A 17194-nucleotide genomic window follows, 5' to 3' on the forward strand; every position below is an offset into this window, starting at 1 on the left:
CACGACTATCGTATCATAGCTTTATTACATACAGATGTCTAAGTTTTGTAAAACTGTGAAAAAAGAAGGAGGATCTTATGGCACTCTCATCGTACCAAACGGTAAAAGGACCTGGAGAACACGAAATGATCGTGCAAAAGTCTAGGTTTATCGCTTTTTTTAATAGAGTCGAAAACGAAGCAGATGCTCAAGCCTTTATTGAAAAAATCAAAAAAGAACACTGGAACGCCAATCACAACTGCTCCGCATACTTAATCGGCGAGCGCGATGAAATTCAAAAAGCAAACGACGACGGCGAACCAAGCGGCACCGCTGGCGTCCCGATGCTCGAAGTATTGAAAAAACGCGGCCTTAAAGACACCGTTGTCGTCGTTACCCGCTACTTCGGCGGCATCAAACTCGGCGCCGGCGGTCTTATCCGCGCATACGGCAGCGCGGTCAGTGAAGGCTTAAACGCAGTCGGCGTCGTCAAACGCACACTCGTCCAAGTCGTCCACACACAAGTCGACTATCACTGGCTCGGCAAAGTCGAACATGCCCTGCGTGAATCTCCTTACCAATTAAAAGGAATTGACTACCTCGAACAAGTTGATGTTCAAACATACGTAGAAATAGACCAACTTGACGCATTTGAAGAATGGATCACGAATGTCACAAACGGCCAAGCTGCGCTGAAACGCGGTGCGGAGGTATATCTGGAAGTAGATGTGAAGTAAGGCGGGGAGGCGGAGACTCGGCGAGAGTATTAGGTTTCTCGGCGGGTTTTCGCTTATTTCTGTGAGTTTTCCGCTTTTTTCGGCGGGTTCTCCTCTTTTTTCGGCGTCCTCTCTTTTCTTTTCGGCGACTTTCCTACTCTTTTCGGCGCACTCCTCTTTTTATCGGCTTCTCTCTTTTTTTCAGCGGGTTCTCCGCTTTTTTCGGCGTCCTCTCTTTTCTTTTCGGCGACTTTCCTACTCTTTTCGGCGCACTCCTCTTTTTTTCGGCTTCTCTCTTTTTTTCAGCGAGTTCTCCGCTTTTTTCGGCGTCCTCTCTTTTCTTTTCGGCGACTTTCCTACTCTTTTCGGCTTCTCGCTTTTTTTCAGCGAGTTCTCCGCTTTTTTCGGCGTCCTCTCTCTTCTTTTCGGCGACTTTCCTACTCTTTTCGGCGTCCTCCTCTTTTTTTCGGCTTCTCGTTTTTTTTCAGCGGGTTCTCGGCTTTTTTCGGCGTCCTCTCTCTTCTTTTCGGCGCACTCCCCTTTTTATCAGCGACCCATCTCGGCTTCTCTCTCCTCCGCAGCATATATGATTAATTCCTCTTGCCTGTGCGCAAAGAAGATAGGTCATATACTCTGCCTTTCTTTTCGCCTTTATAAGGTAGGTTCATTTTAGCTAATAGTCGTTTGACGACAGAATCGGAATCTATTTGTAAGTAGGAGCGGGCTTGGCGGTTCGAAATTGTGGAATTGATGACAAGTGCGTAGTCTCTTAATGCTTCAATGTGGGCGTCTTTATGCTTTGATTGGCATCTCTTGCAGTACCAAGTTCCGTAAATTCTCAGTAAAGGTCCTACTGAACATTTTGGGCAGAGAACTCCGTGGCATAATTCAGAAGGATTGATTTGATATTTTACTAGTATCTTGGGATCGAGTGGGGTATGGTGTTTTATTAATAGGTTTTCTAACCTTATAAGTTCGGTTTCAGAAAGAATGTCTTCTTGAAAGTTTTGATCTAGGAGATTGATTTTTTCCGGAAGGGCGTCACGGTGGATGACTTTTTGCGCTAAGACTTCAGGGTCCATATTCGTACGGATGAGAGAATGAGGATTGCTGATGACAATGAGGGGGATAATAGGAAGATCGGCAAATTGATTTTGGGAGAGCCATCCTTGTAACAATGACTTATGTCGGTTTACTTGAATCAATGGATCAGGGTACGCTTTTTGTCTCCCTTCCACTTTCTGGATCAGCTGCTTAAAGTGCTGGTCAAAGAACAGCTCTCCTTTCATGTTTTTCACTTCTATCACTACGAAAAATTTCTTTGATATTACTAAAAAGTCCATTTGAAAATAATAGTGTTCATGCTGCAACCTTAAACTCTGCTTCACTTTGTAAGCTTCTTTTGCTAAAAAGCTTAGCGGATACTCTAGAGAATGTTCACCGTTATCACCGGCGAGCCGCTTCTCAAGGTCCGTTTGTAGTTCTGACCATTTAGGATGGGTCACTGGGAGCCTTTTTACTAGCACTCGTAATTTTTCAATGGAAAGTGAGATTTCTCGTTCTTTATTGCCCATCACATCACTCCCTTTTTCTATACTAATACGATAAAATAGATAAAAACTCCTCCATAGAAAGGTTGTTTACATTGGAAAAAACATTTCAGTTAAGAACGAACCAGCGAGATGAAATGATTGATATTACTTCAACGATTGAGCGTTGGCTACAGGAAGAACACATTCGTGACGGGCTTTTAGTCGTCTCTTCCCTTCATACGACAGCTGGTATTACCGTCAATGAGAATGCAGATCCAGATGTAAAAACAGATTTTCTTAGACGACTAGATGAGGTATATCCTTGGGAGCATCCGAAAGATCTACATATGGAAGGCAACACAGCGGCACACTTGAAAACAAGTACGGTTGGGCATGCGCAAACCCTGATTGTTTCAAACGGGCGTTTCATACTCGGGACATGGCAAGGCATTTACTTTTGTGAATTTGATGGACCACGTCATCGAAAATTCCATGTAAAAGTCATTCAGTAACTCCACTGCTTTTGTGGAGTTTTTTTCTGATTTTACATAGATTCACCTCTAAAGGAGATACTACCACAGACTTTGTTTTCCAAAAGAGGTGTGATGAACATGGAAATGATAAAACACCAGCTAACGAGACTTGATTCACCTGATGAACAGTTTGCCTTAACGGTTCATCTAGATCCGCACGATTTCGAATTTGCGAGTGAGTTAGATCGCGACACAGGAACGAAAAAGACGTTTCTTCTTTCATGTAAAAAAATAATCGATAACCATTATCCAACAATCAAAGTTTCTGTCGTCCGTGTTGTTGTCAGTGGGTTATTGTTCACGACTATTCCCTATGCAACAAGCTCCGTTTCTGCACAATCTAGCAACGGTGATGCTACAGTGCAAGCAAATTCAATTTTCTACGAGGCTGGTCCTGGAGATTCGCTCTGGACGATCTCAAGAACGTTCAACACAACGGTTGAGTTGATAAAAAGAGCCAATCACTTAACTTCTGATATCGTCCAGCCAGGTCAACGTCTCATTATCCCAAAAGCATTCCATACTGTAGCAGTCGGAGAATACTTATCGATTTTAGCTAGAAATTACGGCACAACAACAGCTGCTCTCCGCGAAGCCAACCATCTTTCAAGCGATACGGTGCGAATTGGCCAGACACTCGTGATCCCAACAATGGTAAACAACAATCGTCCGAGTACATCTCAGCCTGCACAAAAAACAGACACTTATACCGTCAAGTTAGGTGACAGCCTTTCCGTCATCGCGCGTCAATACGGGACAACGACGGAAGCTATAAGAAAAGCGAATCACTTATCTTCTGATCTGATTCGTGCCGGCCAAGTACTAGCCATTCCTTCAGACAGCGGAAATCAAGAGCCGACTTTTAAAATCCAGCCGACTGATCAAGTGTACACCGTCGTAGCTGGTGATCATTTATCTCTTATTGCAAGCCGATTTGATACGACAGTTGAAGCAATCCGACAAGCCAATCATCTAACAAGCAATACCCTTCAAATTGGACAAAGGCTTGTCATTCCTGGAGCGAACCTTTCGCCTAATTTAACTAGCCCGCAAACTAGTCAAGCAAAGACGTACACCGTCGTCTCCGGCGACAGCCTTAGCGTCATCGCCGCTCGACATGGCGTTTCGACCAGTGATTTGCGCTCCGCTAATGGCTTGAGTTCTGATCTTTTGCGCGTCGGGCAAGTGCTCAACATTCCTAATGGGGCTAGCTCTCCTGTTCAATCTGTGTCGTCGTCGTACACCGTCGTCTCCGGCGACAGCCTTAGTGTCATCGCCGCTCGACATGGCGTTTCGACCAGTGATTTGCGCTCCGCTAATGGCTTGAGTTCTGATCTTTTGCGCGTCGGGCAAGTGCTCAACATTCCTAATGGGGCGAGCTCTCCTGTTCAACCTGTGTCGTCGTCGTACACCGTCGTCTCCGGCGACAGCCTTAGCGTCATCGCCGCTCGACATGGCGTCTCGACCAGTGACTTGCGCTCCGCTAATGGCTTGAGTTCTGATCTTTTGCGCGTCGGGCAAGTGCTCAACATTCCTAATGGGGCGAGCTCTCCTGTTCAACCTGTGTCATCGACGTACACCGTCGTCTCCGGCGACAGCCTTAGCGTCATCGCCGCTCGACATGGCGTTTCGACCAGTGATTTGCGCTCTGCTAATGGCTTGACTTCTGACCTTCTGCGTATCGGACAAGTGCTCAACATTCCTAATGGGGCTAGCTCTCCTGTTCAACCTGTGTCGTCGTCGTACACCGTCGTCTCCGGCGACAGCCTTAGCGTCATCGCCGCTCGACATGGCGTCTCGACCAGTGACTTGCGCTCCGCTAATGGCTTGAGTTCTGATCTTTTGCGCGTCGGGCAAGTGCTCAACATTCCTAATGGGGCGAGCTCTCCTGTTCAACCTGTGTCATCGACGTACACCGTCGTCTCTGGTGACAGCCTTAGCGTCATCGCTGCTCGGCATGGCGTCTCGACCAGTGACTTGCGCTCTGCTAATGGCTTGAGTTCTGATCTTTTGCGCGTCGGGCAAGTGCTCAACATTCCAAACAGCACACCACCTCAACAAACAGAGGTACGTAAGACATTTACGTACACCGTCGTTGCGGGGGATTCCTTATCTACCATTGCGAACCGGTTTAATGTCACGGTTGATTCTATTCGCCAAGCGAATCACCTAAAGTCCGACTTGCTTCAAGTTGGACAGCGTTTGACGATTGCAGAAGGACTAAATGCGCCAACACAAACAAGCTTAAATTCCCTTTCATATAAAACTCACACGGTTCGTTCCGGTGATACGATTTGGGATTTAAGTGTGCAATACGGCATTCCTCAAAGTGAGTTACTTAGAGTCAATCGCTTAACGACTTCCAGTAGACTTTCGATCGGACAACAATTGACTATTCCCGTCCATCACATTGCCGTTAAGCCGGTCAAAAGTCCGAGTCATGGAGAGCTGCTAGACTGGTGGACCGAGGCTCAATATGTTTTCCCTATTGGAAAAACAGCGAAAGTAACGGATATCGCTACGGGAAAGAGTTTTCATATTAAACGGACAATTGGAGCTAATCACGCCGACTGCGAAACGCTTACGGTGAATGATACGAACATTGCACGTTCCATTTGGGGAGGATTTTCATGGACTCCTCGTGCGATCCTTTTAGAAGTTGATGGACGCAGGCTCGCAGCGAGTATGAGTTTCATGCCTCATGATGTCCAGTACATTCGTAATAATGGAATCACTGGTCACTTTGATGTGTATTTTTCAAACAGTACGAGACATGTCGATGGACGTGCCGATGCGACTCACCAAGCTCAGGTCGAGCGTGCAGCAGGCTTGCGTTAATTGAGATTAGCTCCCACCAAAAAAGAACAGCGGCTCAAAACGGGCCGCTGTTCTACTACTTCTCTACAACACGTGGATCAAGTGCATCTCGCAATCCATCTCCAATAAAGTTGAAGCACAGGACGGTAATCAAAATCAACATTCCTGGGAAGGTTGGATACCACCAGGCTGTTCGAAAGATCGTGATGCTTTGCGAATCAGTTAGCATGTTGCCCCATGACGCATGCGGCGGCTGGACTCCTAGCCCGAAGAAGCTAAGGGCTGATTCCGCTAGAATAAAGTTTCCAACTGCAAGCGTAGCGGCTACGATAACCGGGCCTAAAGCATTTGGTAGAATTTGTGCAAAAATAATGCGCGTGTTGGACATACCAATTGTTCTCGATGCGAGGACAAATTCTCTTTTTTTCAAAGTTAGAAATTCCCCGCGAACGACACGGGCCGTTCCTGTCCAGCTTAGTAGGGCGAAGACTAAAATTAATATATTAATCGACGGATCTAATAGCGCAACTAGAGTGATCAATAAGAAAATATTCGGGAACGCGAGAATGACATCAACCATCCTCATTAAGAAGGCATCAACGAGACCGCCAAAGTATCCGGCAATGGCTCCGATGACCGCTCCGATCGTAACGGCTCCTAACATCGAGGCAAAGCCGACGTATAAGGATACTTGCCCGCCATAGAGCATCCTGCTAAATAAGTCACGACCGAGATGATCGGTACCGAGCCAGTGCACAGCACTTGGTTCTGCTAGACGGTTACGCAAATCTTGATACGCCGGATCATGGGGAGCAATCACGGGTGCAAATACACAGGCGAGCGTAATCAACGTTAGCATCACAAGCCCGATAACGGCTAATTTATTTTGAAAAAATTTCGTTACAATGATGGAGATGAGGGAGCGACGTTCGCCGAGAACTTGATTGTCTTTCACCTCAGGTCCATGTTGGAATTGTGGTTGTACACTCATGAAGTCGTCCCTCCTTAATACTCGATGCGCGGATCTAATACCGCGTATAGAATGTCTGCGACTAAGTTTCCGATAACGGTTAATAAAGCACCAAACATCGTAATGGCCATAATGACTGGATAATCGCGCTGGAATGTCGCATCAATAAATAATTTTCCAATTCCAGGCCAGTTAAAGACCGACTCAACGATTGCAGAGCCGCCGATCATCGTTGGAAGCATTAAACCAAACATCGTGATGACAGGAATTAAGCCGTTACGAAGACCATGTTTGTAAACGACACGGCGTTCACGGAAGCCTTTTGCACGTGCGGTGCGAATATAATCTTGATTAATTACCTCAAGCATACTTGAGCGAGTATAACGTGTTAACCCAGCCATATCAGCAGTCGCTAATACAAAGGCAGGCAAAATCAAATGGTGCAAGCGGTCAAGAATGCTAAAATCTGCTCCAATCGTTGAGATTCCGCCAACTGGTGTCCATCCTAATTGGACAGAGAACAGCATAATCAACATAATACCGAGCCAGAAATTTGGTGTGGCCAGTCCTAGAAAGGAACCGACGGTCACACCGTAATCGGTTAAGGAATATTGCCTTGTTGCTGAGATAACCCCGAACGGTATTGCAATAATCGCTGCGATAAAGAGTGAGGAAGCCATTAGAAGAATCGTGTTCGGCAAGCGCTCTAAGATCATGTCAGTAACCGGTATTTTTCTTGAATAAGACGTTCCGAAATCGCCTTGCGCCACATTGCCTAACCAGCGCATATATTGAACTGGAACTGGATCATTTAACCCAAGTCGTTCTGCTTGAGCTTCACGCACTTCTGGAGAAATTTCAGGATCTAAATTTAAAATTGCTGGTTTACCTGGTGCTGCGTACATAATCGCAAACGATAAGATCGATATTCCAAATAAAATGGGGATCATCATAATGACCCGTTTTATGATGTAATTAATCATGATTACATTCCTCACAATCCCTCAAGATAATTTAGTAGAGTAGGAAGGGGAGGGTTTCCCCTTCCCCCCACTACTTGAAGGCTTATTCAGTTACATACCATTCGTTCAGACGGTACATGTTTTCACGTGGGTGATGAGTGAAGCCTTCTATACGGTTAGCAAGTAACATGTGTTGCTCTGGGTAGAAAAGATACGTATATGGTTGCTCTTCAGCAAGAATCTCATAGATTTCACCGATGACAGCAGCACGCTCATCTTGATCGATGATTTGCTTGTTACCTCCCGCAAGTTCATCGACACGATCGTTTACATAAGAAATGTTGTTTAAGCCATTTTCAATTTCACGAGAATGCCAGATTGCTGTTGGATCTGGATCTAATGCAAGCGCCCAAGCAAGGACAACTGCATCAAAGTCATAGTTTGGAGGGTTGATGCGATCTAAGAATGCGCCCCACTCCATTTGACGAGCTTCTACTTCAATGCCAATTTCCCCCAGCATTTGTTGCACAATAACACCGATATCACGACGAACAACGTTTCCATCATTCGAAAGGATTTCAAACGAGAATTTCTCGCCGTCTTTTTCTAAGATGCCATCCGCACCAGGCTCCCAGCCAGCTTCAGCTAATAACTCAAGAGCACCTTCAGGATCATAAGCAAATTCCGTCACACCATCTGGGTAAGCCCAGCTAAGTGGTGATGCAGGAGCATGTGCGACTTCCGCGCGTCCATCCATGATTGTCTCGACTAATAATTCACGGTCAATCGCCATCGTTAACGCTTGGCGAACACGAACATCATCAAACGGTGCACGGTTGTTGTTCCAGCCAATGTAGTCATAACGTAGCGCTAAAACAGATGAAATACGAGCGTGATCATACGTTTCAGCTGTTTTGTATTCAGTTGCCGGAAGGATCATCCAGTCAATTTCCCCTGTTTCAAACGCTAATAGTTCAGCATTTGTATCAGCGAAAATACGGAATGTTACTTTATCTAAATAAGGGCGGCCATCAAAGTAATCGTCAAACGCGCTTACTTCGATGTATTGACCATTTTCGTATGTTTCAAAAACGAATGGACCAGCACCAATTGGGTTGTCTAAGTTGTATTCCATATGCTCTTCTAAATCAGCAACCGGAACATCTTCTAAAATATGCTTCGGTAGGATTCCGTAACCAGAACGAGTCACAAAGCTAGCATCTACTTCATTTAAAATAAATGTAACTGTGTATGGATCAATAACTTCTACGCTTTCAAGCTCCGTGAAGTCACCAGCACGTGGGCCTGTGTAATCTTCATGTAAGAAGATATCGTATGTGAACTTAACGTCTTCCGCTGTTAATGGTTCTCCGTCATGGAAAACAACATCTTCACGTAATGTATACGTATACTCAAGACCATCTTCAGAAACTTCCGGTAGGTCTACAGCAATCATTGGTACTAATTCTAATTCTTCATTTGATTCAAGAAGGCTTGCATGAATTAATTTAATAATGTCTGAAGAGGCAGTATCTTGAGAGTAAAGATCATTGAATGTTACAGGTTCTCCAGATGTTCCGAGTACAACACTTCCACCTTGCTGAGGTCCAGCTGCTTCATCAGTTCCATCATCAGCAGGTTCTTCGTCCGTTGATGCACCGTTTCCGCCACAGGCTGCAAGCACAAGCATGAAGGCTAGTGCTAATCCTAGAAGCGATAACCACTTTTTGTTTGCCATCGTATTTCCCCCTTAGTAAATGTAAATTGACCTTCAAAACAACTGTATACATCGATCGCCCTACCTCTAGGCAACACCCCCTTTCAAAGGTAATCCAAAAGACCTATGATATTTTCCGCAATAAAGAATATTCAAAAAATTAAAATTAAAAGCGGACTATTTTATTCCTGGCTCACCATTGTATAAGTGACATGCGACAAATCGATCCTTAAATACCTCTCGAAACTCCGGTACAACGACTTTACAATGGTCGATTGCCTTCGGACAGCGCGTATGGAATACACAGCCACTCGGAGGATTAGACGGGTTAGGAATATCGCCTTTTAAAATAATTCTCTCCCGCTTTTTTTCTGATGGATGCGATCTCGGAACAGCAGATAATAACGCTTGTGAATAAGGATGAAGAGGGTCGGCATACAAATCCTTTTTGCTTGAGACCTCCATCATATTGCCAAGATACATTACACCAATTCGGTCGGATATATGTTTCACAACCCCTAAGTCATGAGCAATAAATAAGTAAGTTAATCTGAATTCTTGTTGCAAATCTTTCATTAAATTTAATACTTGTGACTGAACAGACACATCAAGTGCAGATACCGGTTCATCACCTATAATCAACTTCGGATTCAGAGCGAGCGCTCGGGCAATCCCGATTCGTTGACGCTGTCCACCAGAAAACTCATGAGGATAACGGTTCGCATACGAAGGATTTAAGCCGACTTTCTCCATTAGTTGTTCAATATACTCTTGACGTTCCAATCCCTTATAAAGGCCGTGTACACTAAGCGGTTCTTTCAAAATAGCGCCGACCGTTTTCCGTGGATTTAACGATGAATACGGATCTTGGAACACCATTTGAATATCACGACGGAATTTTAGCAACTCACTTTCTCTTAACGTAGAGATATCCGTGCCATCAAATATAATCTGACCATCGGTAGGCTCATATAAGCGCATAATCGTTCGGCCGGCTGATGATTTTCCACAACCTGATTCTCCAACAAGCCCGAACGTTTCTCCTTTTTTAATCGCAAACGAAATGCCATCAACCGCCTTAACGTTCCCGATCGTCCGCTGGAAAAAGCCCTTTTTGATTGGAAAATACTTTTTCAACCCTTTCACTTCAAGCAATACTTCATTTTTTTTATCCAATGTTACACTCATCGCTCGTTTCTCCCTTCCTCGTGCAAGAAGCAACGTACTTTACGCCCTTGTTCTACTTCAATTAATTGTGGCTGTTCCTCCACGCAACGCTCAAACGCATGGGGCAACGAGTGACAAAACGGCAGCCTTTCGGGAAATTATCAGGGGTTGGAACATTACCTGCAATGGATGCTAAGCGATCTTGTTCCACATCTAGCTTCGGAACGGATTCCATTAACCCGGTTGTATATGGATGGAGCGGCTTATCAAAAAGCGGTACGATCTCCGCTTCCTCTACCACTTGCCCCGCATACATAACGACGACGCGATCGGCTAATTCTGCAACGACACCAAGATCGTGTGTAATTAAAATAATGGAGGAGTTGAATGTTTCACTTAAGCCCCGCATCAAATCGAGAATTTGCGCTTGCACCGTTACATCTAGCGCTGTTGTTGGTTCATCGGCAATTAATAGCTTCGGATCACAGCTCATCGCCATAGCAATCATCACACGTTGTCGCATCCCACCAGATAGGCGGTGCGGGTAATCACTTAGAATTTCTTCAATCCGTGAGAATCCAACTAGCTCAAGCATTTCCTTCGCCCGTGCATATGCTTCTCTTTTCGTAAGCTTCTTGTGGTAGATGAGCGTTTCCATTAACTGATCTCCAATTGTCAGCACAGGATTTAATGAAGGATGAGATTCCTAAAATCTTCTTATTTACTAATCTACGTTTTTTCGATAAGATAAAATTGTTGAAGATTGTCTAAAGCTTCTCGTTTCAATGGAGCATTTATTTTGCTAAAAAAGTGGGGTTTGATATGGCTCAATCTAGAGTGAAAAGAAGGAAGAAAAAAGGAAAAAAAGGCGTATTGCGTTTTTTTATGTTAGTTGGATTTGTACTGTTTCTTGCGTTTGGCGCAGGAGCCGGTTACTTAATTTATAAAATTTCAAATGTAACAGCAAATACTCAGCTCGAACTCGAGCGTGGTGATAAATCAGAAAGACGAGATCAAGCAGTAAGTCCGAGCAAAGATAACATTTCAGTGCTTTTTCTTGGAGTGGACTCGCGTGACAGTGATTTAAGAGGTCGTACAGATGCGATGTTACTTGCAACATTTAATCGCACTGATTCAAGTATTAAATTGTTGAGTATCCCACGAGATACCCTCGTCGATATTCCAGGTCGAGTAAATGCCGATAAGATCAATCACGCTCATGCATACGGCGGACTTGATTTAACAATTAGTACGGTTGAAGAATTTTTAGATATTCCGGTTGACTACTATGTCACATTGAACTTTACAGCATTTATGGAAATCATTGATGCTTTTGGCGGAGTTGACGTAGAAGTTCCATTTACGTTCACAGAACAAAACAGTGAAGGGCGCCTTGATAAGATTACGATCAATGAAGGCTGGCAAACTCTTGATGGCGAGGAAGCATTGGCTTATGTCCGTATGAGAAAGAAAGATCCTCTCGGTGACATCGGTCGAGGGATGAGACAACAGCAAGTGATGCAGGCTCTCATCGAAAAAGCTTCATCGTTCTCATCGATTACTCGTTATGGCGATGTTCTTGAAAGCATTGAAGAATATTTAAATATGAACTTATCATTCGGAAATTTAGTCGCTCTGCATTCATATGCAGCTTCCCTTAATAACATTGAGCAAATTAACTTACAAGGAGATAACGCGACAATTAACGGTGTTTACTACTATCAAGTCAGAGATGAGTCTCGCGAAGAGATTTCGACTCTCTTGAAAAGACATTTAGAATTAATGCCACCAGCTCCTGAAACGGATTCGTATCAAACAGAGGGAGAGTTCCAATCTGAGTCTCCAACTGATTTCGAAACCGCTCCTGAAGGACAAACTACCGATCTACAATAATAGAAAGGACGATCATTATTGGTCGTCCTTTTTGTTATTCCTTCTTATCGATCATTCCAAACCTCTTCACGGCATCGATAATCGGTCGCCGGCTTTTGCCAAACAGTCCGATAAATTCCGCGTACAATTGGATAACCATTAACAAAACAACAAGCAAGATTAACGACGCCCATAATGTAGCATTTGTAAAAATAATAGCGAGCGCCCCAAAGAATATACTAAAGCCATACACAATTAGCACCGTTTCTCGGTGACTATACCCCATCGCCAACAAACAATGATGAAGATGTCCTTTATCCGGGCTCATAATCCCTTGTTTGTTCAAGATTCTCCGCACCATGGCAAAGACCGTATCTGATATCGGCACAGCTAAGATAATAATCGGAACAACCAAACTGACAAACGTTACACTTTTAAATAAACCTAGAATGGAAATGATCGCAATGGAGTAGCCTAGAAAAAGCGAGCCTGCGTCCCCCATGAAAATTTTCGCTGGATGAAAATTAAAAAATAAAAAACCGAGTGTGCTTCCAATCAGCACGACAGATAACGCAATCGTCAGCACATGGGCAAACGAATCAAGCAGTGCCATGATTAAAATCGTGCTAATGGCAATCGTCGCCACTCCTCCTGCTAACCCATCCAACCCATCAATTAAATTAATCGAATTCGTAATACCGACGATCCAAATAACCGTAATCACATAACTAAATATCCCAAACTCAAACTGCCCCATAAATGGCAATGTAATAAAAGGTATATTCAGTCCGGAAGCGACAACGGCGATCGCCGCAATCAGTTGAGCAGCAAATTTCGTTTTTGCTCCAAGTGAATATTTATCATCCAAAATGCCTGTGACAATAATGACCAATGCCCCAAAGGCCACGCCCATTAAATGATCACTTTCAGGCCGGATAATCAAAAGGCCCGCCATCGTCCCTACAATAATCGAAATGCCACCAAGCCGTGGCATCGTTTCTTTATGGATCTTACGATTGTTCTTATGATCGACAAAGCCGTATGTATTAGCAAGCTTGATGACAAGCGGCATTGTGGTGGCGGAGACAAGCAGCGAAACAAAGAATGCGATTAGATATAGATAAGAGCCTTCCATCATTAGTCACCTACTCTTTTCATCAAGAACTACATAAACGAAGCTCTGATTATTATTCACTCGATTCCAAATTTCTAAACATAATGTTCGACGAAAAGAGCCCTCCAACCATAACAAAGAGGGTGTCTCAGAAGGTTAGTTGTTTGACCTTTTGAGACACCCTTGACGCTCTAATTCAAGCTTTTTTATACACTGCGTTACTTATATTGAACAAACTCAAAATGTAACACAGGATTATCTAATTCATCATATAGTTTTTTAATGTTTGGCACTTGTTTAACAGCCCAAGCCATATCTGTTGCATATTGAGGGAATCCTGGATTAGCTGGGTTCCATCTCATTTTATACAATGTGTTCTGCTTGTGTGAGTTATGAATATAGCGCGAACCGATAAACTGCGCTCCACCAATGATTGCAGCCTCTGGTGTAAACCATCCTTGGCGATAGGCATGAAAAGCACCTTGGCGATAAGGATCTGCATCAACGGCATTGATTCCAAACATATTGTGCGTTGTTCTAATTTCAGTTAATCGACTTCTATTGCTGCTTGTTACAAGCTCAAGCTCTCCGCTGCTATTCTTTCCAACTTCAATCCCTGTTGCTAAACTAGAAGCCCCATGTCCTGTTTCAAGAAGAGCATGAGAAATTAAATACACTTCATTGACCGAATGGCTGGCACCTGCATCAATAAAGGCTTGTCCTAATCCTTGTAAAACGCCTTTACCTGTTAGTAGTCGATTCAATTGCTCAGCTGAAACACCCGCACTAGAAGACAGTACTAAGTGCTGGAAGCGATCATGGTTATTCGGATCCATATATGGAATAAAGTCCTCTTGCTTCGCATTTCTCCAAGTCGTAAAACTGATTTGGTGCCATGTTGCTCCAAGGCTTGTCACGTTAAGTGATGTGCCGCTACGCACGAAGGAATAGGCGTGACTGCTTCCGTTCGCCGCTTCACGTATCGCGACATTATTAGCCGTAGTTTTCGCTACAACATTCATTAACGGTGCATGGGCATATAATGTTTTGCCATTGTAGCGGACTTCGTACCATTTATCGCTACCACCTGTTAAATCACCTGTCACTTCTTTTAACACTGTCATTTTCGTCCCTTGGCTTACACTTGTTTCAATCGTAGCGGACCCTAACCTCGGTGCCGTTCGAAGGTTTACCGTGCTTCCTGAGATCGTTCCTTCAAGCTCAACTAACGACGCACTCACAAAAGCAGGGGCATTTCGATAAGCATCTGTTTGCGGCGGTGGATTTAATGTTAGTTGTCTTTCTATCGATTGAGTCATTGTAAAATTCGATTGCATGTACGTGATTTTTTCCTGTGGTGCAACTTCAGCAAGTTTCGCTAATGTCTCAGCATCAGCAATACCAGTCACCTCAAGGCCGTAAGCTGCTTGGAAATCTCTTAGTTGTCTTTCAGTAATCGGTCCAAAATAGTTCGTTAAGCTAGACGAAACTCCAAACCCTGCTCGAGCTAACATTTCTTTTAACTCAACAACATCATCTCGGTACATTCCTACACGTAGCGGGCCATTCGCAAGCTCATTTAATAACGCAACCGTATCTGGATCGGCTACTCCCGTTACTGGCAGGCCATACGCTGCTTGGAAATCACTTACTTGGCTTCTCGTAATCGATCCGTAAAGACCAGTTGGATTACTCGAGACACCAAAGCCCATAATAGCAAGATTGATTTTCAAATCTACAACTCTTGGATCATTCATTCCAATATAAAGATTGTTTGCTTTTGCTTGCTTTAACTTATTTAATGTAGCTTCGTTCGCCACACCATCCGCTGTTAAACCATGTGCTTTTTGAAAAGCTTTTAATTGAGAAGCAGTTGATGGTCCAAAATAATTATTTGGGTTGCTCGATACAAAGAAACCAGCAGCTTCCAAATCAATCTTTAATTGGATGACATCGTCACGATACATCCCTTGTTGCATTGGTCCTGTCGCTAATTCATTTAGCTTTGAGATCGTTCGCTGGTCTGCAATTCCTGTTACCGGTAAACGATAGGCCGTCTGGAAATCACTTACTTGTGAGGCCGTAATCGGTCCATACAAGCTAGTTGGGTTACTAGATACGGAAAAGCCAAGGATAGCAAGGTTCATTTTTAAATCAATAACTCTTGGATCTCTCATTCCCTCACTTAAAACCGTTGCTGTTAATTCATTAAGCAAATCGACGGTAGATTTCCCAGCGATGCCGTCTGGGTTCAAGCCATATGCTTCTTGAAAAGCTATTAATTGGCTCGTCGTTTGTGAACCAAAGAAAGTAGTCGTATTACCTGGAACAACAAAGCCAAGTTTGCCAAGATCGATCTTTAATTGAACAACGTCATCACGATGCATTCCTTGGCGTAACGGTCCCGTTGCTAATTCATTCAAACGTTCGACTGTAACACGATCGGCATTTCCTGTTACCGGTAAACCATATGCCTTCTGGAATTCAGCAACTTTTTGAGTCGTAATCGGTCCATAATTGCCATTTGGGTTACTAGAAACTCTAAAGCCCATAATTCCTAGATTCACTTTTAATTGAATCACGTCAGCATCCGTCATAGAGATTGATGCTTTTGCTAACAATTCTTCTATTTTATTTAATGTTGCTACACCAGCAATTCCATCAACCGGAAGGCCATACGCTTCTTGGAAAGCACGTACTTGTGATGCAGTAATAGAACCAAAGAATCTTGTTGGGTTACTGGAAACACCAAAGCCTAATGTTTCTAGATCCACTTTAAGTTGAACAACATCATCACGATACATTCCTTGGCGAAGTGGTCCATTGGCTAAATCCTCCAATGTTTGGAAGGTCACTTCATCGGCCATGCCTGTTACCGGTAAACCATACGCTTCTTGAAATTCACTCACTTTACGAGCTGTCATCGACCCATATAATTGTGTTGGGTTATTCGATACTTTAAAGCCCATAATTTCAAGGTTGATCTTGAGCTCTACAACACGCGGGTCACGATCTCCGTCTTTTAGAACATTCTCTGAATCAACATCAACGGAAGTCATTGCTACTGTAGCTTCTTCCTCAGTGATCATTTCCTCTTCCGTTCCTTGTTCTTGAGCTTCTTCAACTTCCTCTATTGTTTCTTCTTTAGCTTCAGCCATTTCTTCTTGTTCTTCAACGAGCTCTTTTGCTTGCTCGTCTACTTCTGTTTGCTCTGACTCAACGTTCGCTTCTTCTTTCTCAGCATCTTCGCTTGAATCTAGTTCTACCTGTTTTGCTTCATCAAGAATAAACTCAAATAATTCTTCATCGACAAAGCCTGTTACCTCATATTCATAATACTCTTGTAACAGTTTTACTTGCTCTTCTGTTTCCTCATCAAATAAGTCATAATCCACTTCATCTATATCAAGATCGATTTCAAAGCCTAAAGCAAGTAACGCTTCTTTTAGCTCGACGACTTCTTCACCTTGTGAACCAACTTCTAATAAGAGATATTCTTCAACATATTCTGTCGCATTCGCTGCATAAGCCCAGCTTGACGTAATTGGGACAAATACAACCACCGTAGCAGTTACACCAGCAATAAAAGAATATCGTACCTTTTTTAGCATTCAAAAACTCCTTCCAAATCTCATAATCTATGATTTTGTGACATTACTAGACAAAATACTCTATGTATAAATAACCATAGATTGATAGGCAAAGTAAATAGTTAGTTTCAAACTAATTATGTAAAAATGACCAATATCATGTGAAAAACCGAACAAAAGCTTGATCTGCTCGGTACTTGCCAATTACAAGAAAAGGATGAATAA

The 17194-nt window shown here is 43.5% G+C and carries 11 protein-coding genes and 1 pseudogene; 4 read left to right on the forward strand and 8 right to left on the reverse strand.

All coding sequences use genetic code 11. The features are described from left to right. Positions 1 to 77 precede the first annotated feature (77 nt). Positions 78 to 716: a YigZ family protein gene (locus tag BkAM31D_RS19590; RefSeq protein WP_066161110.1), complete on the forward strand. Its 639-nt coding sequence runs from the start codon at positions 78 to 80 to the stop codon at positions 714 to 716. Between the two features lie 569 nt (positions 717 to 1285). Here the strand turns inward: BkAM31D_RS19590 and BkAM31D_RS19595 are convergent. Continuing rightward, complete coding sequence (locus BkAM31D_RS19595) at positions 1286 to 2269, reverse strand: nuclease-related domain-containing protein (protein ID WP_066161157.1); 984 nt, start codon at positions 2267 to 2269, stop codon at positions 1286 to 1288. A gap of 71 nt (positions 2270 to 2340) precedes the next feature. Here BkAM31D_RS19595 and BkAM31D_RS19600 point away from each other — a divergent pair, with 71 nt between their 5' ends. Together BkAM31D_RS19600 and BkAM31D_RS19605 are read left to right on the forward strand one after the other, a co-directional pair. Beyond that, entirely contained in the window at positions 2341 to 2739 is a 399-nt protein-coding gene (locus BkAM31D_RS19600) for a secondary thiamine-phosphate synthase enzyme YjbQ (protein ID WP_066161159.1), read from the forward strand. Positions 2740 to 2838: 99 nt separating this feature from the next. Further along, positions 2839 to 5598, forward strand: a complete 2760-nt coding sequence (locus BkAM31D_RS19605) for a LysM peptidoglycan-binding domain-containing protein (protein ID WP_180319881.1) — start codon at positions 2839 to 2841, stop codon at positions 5596 to 5598. 55 nt (positions 5599 to 5653) lie between these two features. Here the strand turns inward: BkAM31D_RS19605 and opp4C are convergent, their stop codons facing one another. The 5 genes and pseudogenes from opp4C to BkAM31D_RS19630 form a co-directional block, all read right to left on the reverse strand. After that, positions 5654 to 6568: an oligopeptide ABC transporter permease gene (opp4C, locus tag BkAM31D_RS19610; RefSeq protein ID WP_066158208.1), complete on the reverse strand. Its 915-nt coding sequence runs from the start codon at positions 6566 to 6568 to the stop codon at positions 5654 to 5656. A gap of 14 nt (positions 6569 to 6582) precedes the next feature. Further along, the gene (locus BkAM31D_RS19615; protein ID WP_066158210.1) at positions 6583 to 7530 is read right to left on the reverse strand and encodes an ABC transporter permease; all 948 of its coding nucleotides are present in this window, start codon (positions 7528 to 7530) and stop codon (positions 6583 to 6585) included. A gap of 82 nt (positions 7531 to 7612) precedes the next feature. Beyond that, entirely contained in the window at positions 7613 to 9247 is a 1635-nt protein-coding gene (locus BkAM31D_RS19620; RefSeq protein WP_066158212.1) for a peptide-binding protein, read from the reverse strand. A gap of 156 nt (positions 9248 to 9403) precedes the next feature. After that, on the reverse strand, positions 9404 to 10414 hold the full coding sequence (locus tag BkAM31D_RS19625; RefSeq protein ID WP_066158214.1) for an ABC transporter ATP-binding protein: 1011 nt from the start codon (positions 10412 to 10414) through the stop codon (positions 9404 to 9406). After that, a pseudogene (locus BkAM31D_RS19630) lies at positions 10411 to 11099 on the reverse strand (ABC transporter ATP-binding protein); the annotation flags it as partial. The pseudogene BkAM31D_RS19630 and the gene BkAM31D_RS19625, both read right to left, overlap by 4 nt. A gap of 116 nt (positions 11100 to 11215) precedes the next feature. Here BkAM31D_RS19630 and BkAM31D_RS19635 point away from each other — a divergent pair. Further along, a complete protein-coding gene (locus tag BkAM31D_RS19635) occupies positions 11216 to 12286 on the forward strand; it encodes an LCP family glycopolymer transferase (protein WP_066158216.1) in 1071 nt (356 codons plus the stop codon). Between the two features lie 34 nt (positions 12287 to 12320). On the opposite strand, the gene BkAM31D_RS19640 is transcribed toward BkAM31D_RS19635, so the two are convergent. Together BkAM31D_RS19640 and BkAM31D_RS19645 are read right to left on the reverse strand one after the other, a co-directional pair. Further along, positions 12321 to 13403 (reverse strand): glycosyltransferase family 4 protein, encoded by a 1083-nt coding sequence (locus tag BkAM31D_RS19640; RefSeq protein ID WP_257391602.1) that lies wholly within the window; start codon positions 13401 to 13403, stop codon positions 12321 to 12323. Between the two features lie 194 nt (positions 13404 to 13597). Then, the gene (locus BkAM31D_RS19645; protein WP_066158221.1) at positions 13598 to 16990 is read right to left on the reverse strand and encodes a peptidoglycan-binding protein; all 3393 of its coding nucleotides are present in this window, start codon (positions 16988 to 16990) and stop codon (positions 13598 to 13600) included. Positions 16991 to 17194 lie beyond the last annotated feature (204 nt).

This window comes from Halalkalibacter krulwichiae (genome assembly GCF_002109385.1).
Taxonomy (GTDB): Bacteria; Bacillota; Bacilli; order Bacillales; family Bacillaceae_D; genus Halalkalibacter; species Halalkalibacter krulwichiae.

Excerpts from the sequence above, each read along its gene's own strand:
- BkAM31D_RS19590 (WP_066161110.1), top strand. The coding sequence starts at position 78 with ATGGCACTCTCATCGTACCAAACGGTAAAAGGACCTGGAGAACACGAA.
- opp4C (WP_066158208.1), bottom strand. The coding sequence starts at position 6,568 with ATGAGTGTACAACCACAATTCCAACATGGACCTGAGGTGAAAGACAAT.
- BkAM31D_RS19625 (WP_066158214.1), bottom strand. The coding sequence starts at position 10,414 with ATGAGTGTAACATTGGATAAAAAAAATGAAGTATTGCTTGAAGTGAAA.
- BkAM31D_RS19620 (WP_066158212.1), bottom strand. The coding sequence starts at position 9,247 with ATGGCAAACAAAAAGTGGTTATCGCTTCTAGGATTAGCACTAGCCTTC.
- BkAM31D_RS19635 (WP_066158216.1), top strand. The coding sequence starts at position 11,216 with ATGGCTCAATCTAGAGTGAAAAGAAGGAAGAAAAAAGGAAAAAAAGGC.
- BkAM31D_RS19605 (WP_180319881.1), top strand. The coding sequence starts at position 2,839 with ATGGAAATGATAAAACACCAGCTAACGAGACTTGATTCACCTGATGAA.
- BkAM31D_RS19595 (WP_066161157.1), bottom strand. The coding sequence starts at position 2,269 with ATGGGCAATAAAGAACGAGAAATCTCACTTTCCATTGAAAAATTACGA.
- BkAM31D_RS19645 (WP_066158221.1), bottom strand. The coding sequence starts at position 16,990 with ATGCTAAAAAAGGTACGATATTCTTTTATTGCTGGTGTAACTGCTACG.
- BkAM31D_RS19640 (WP_257391602.1), bottom strand. The coding sequence starts at position 13,403 with ATGATGGAAGGCTCTTATCTATATCTAATCGCATTCTTTGTTTCGCTG.
- BkAM31D_RS19615 (WP_066158210.1), bottom strand. The coding sequence starts at position 7,530 with ATGATTAATTACATCATAAAACGGGTCATTATGATGATCCCCATTTTA.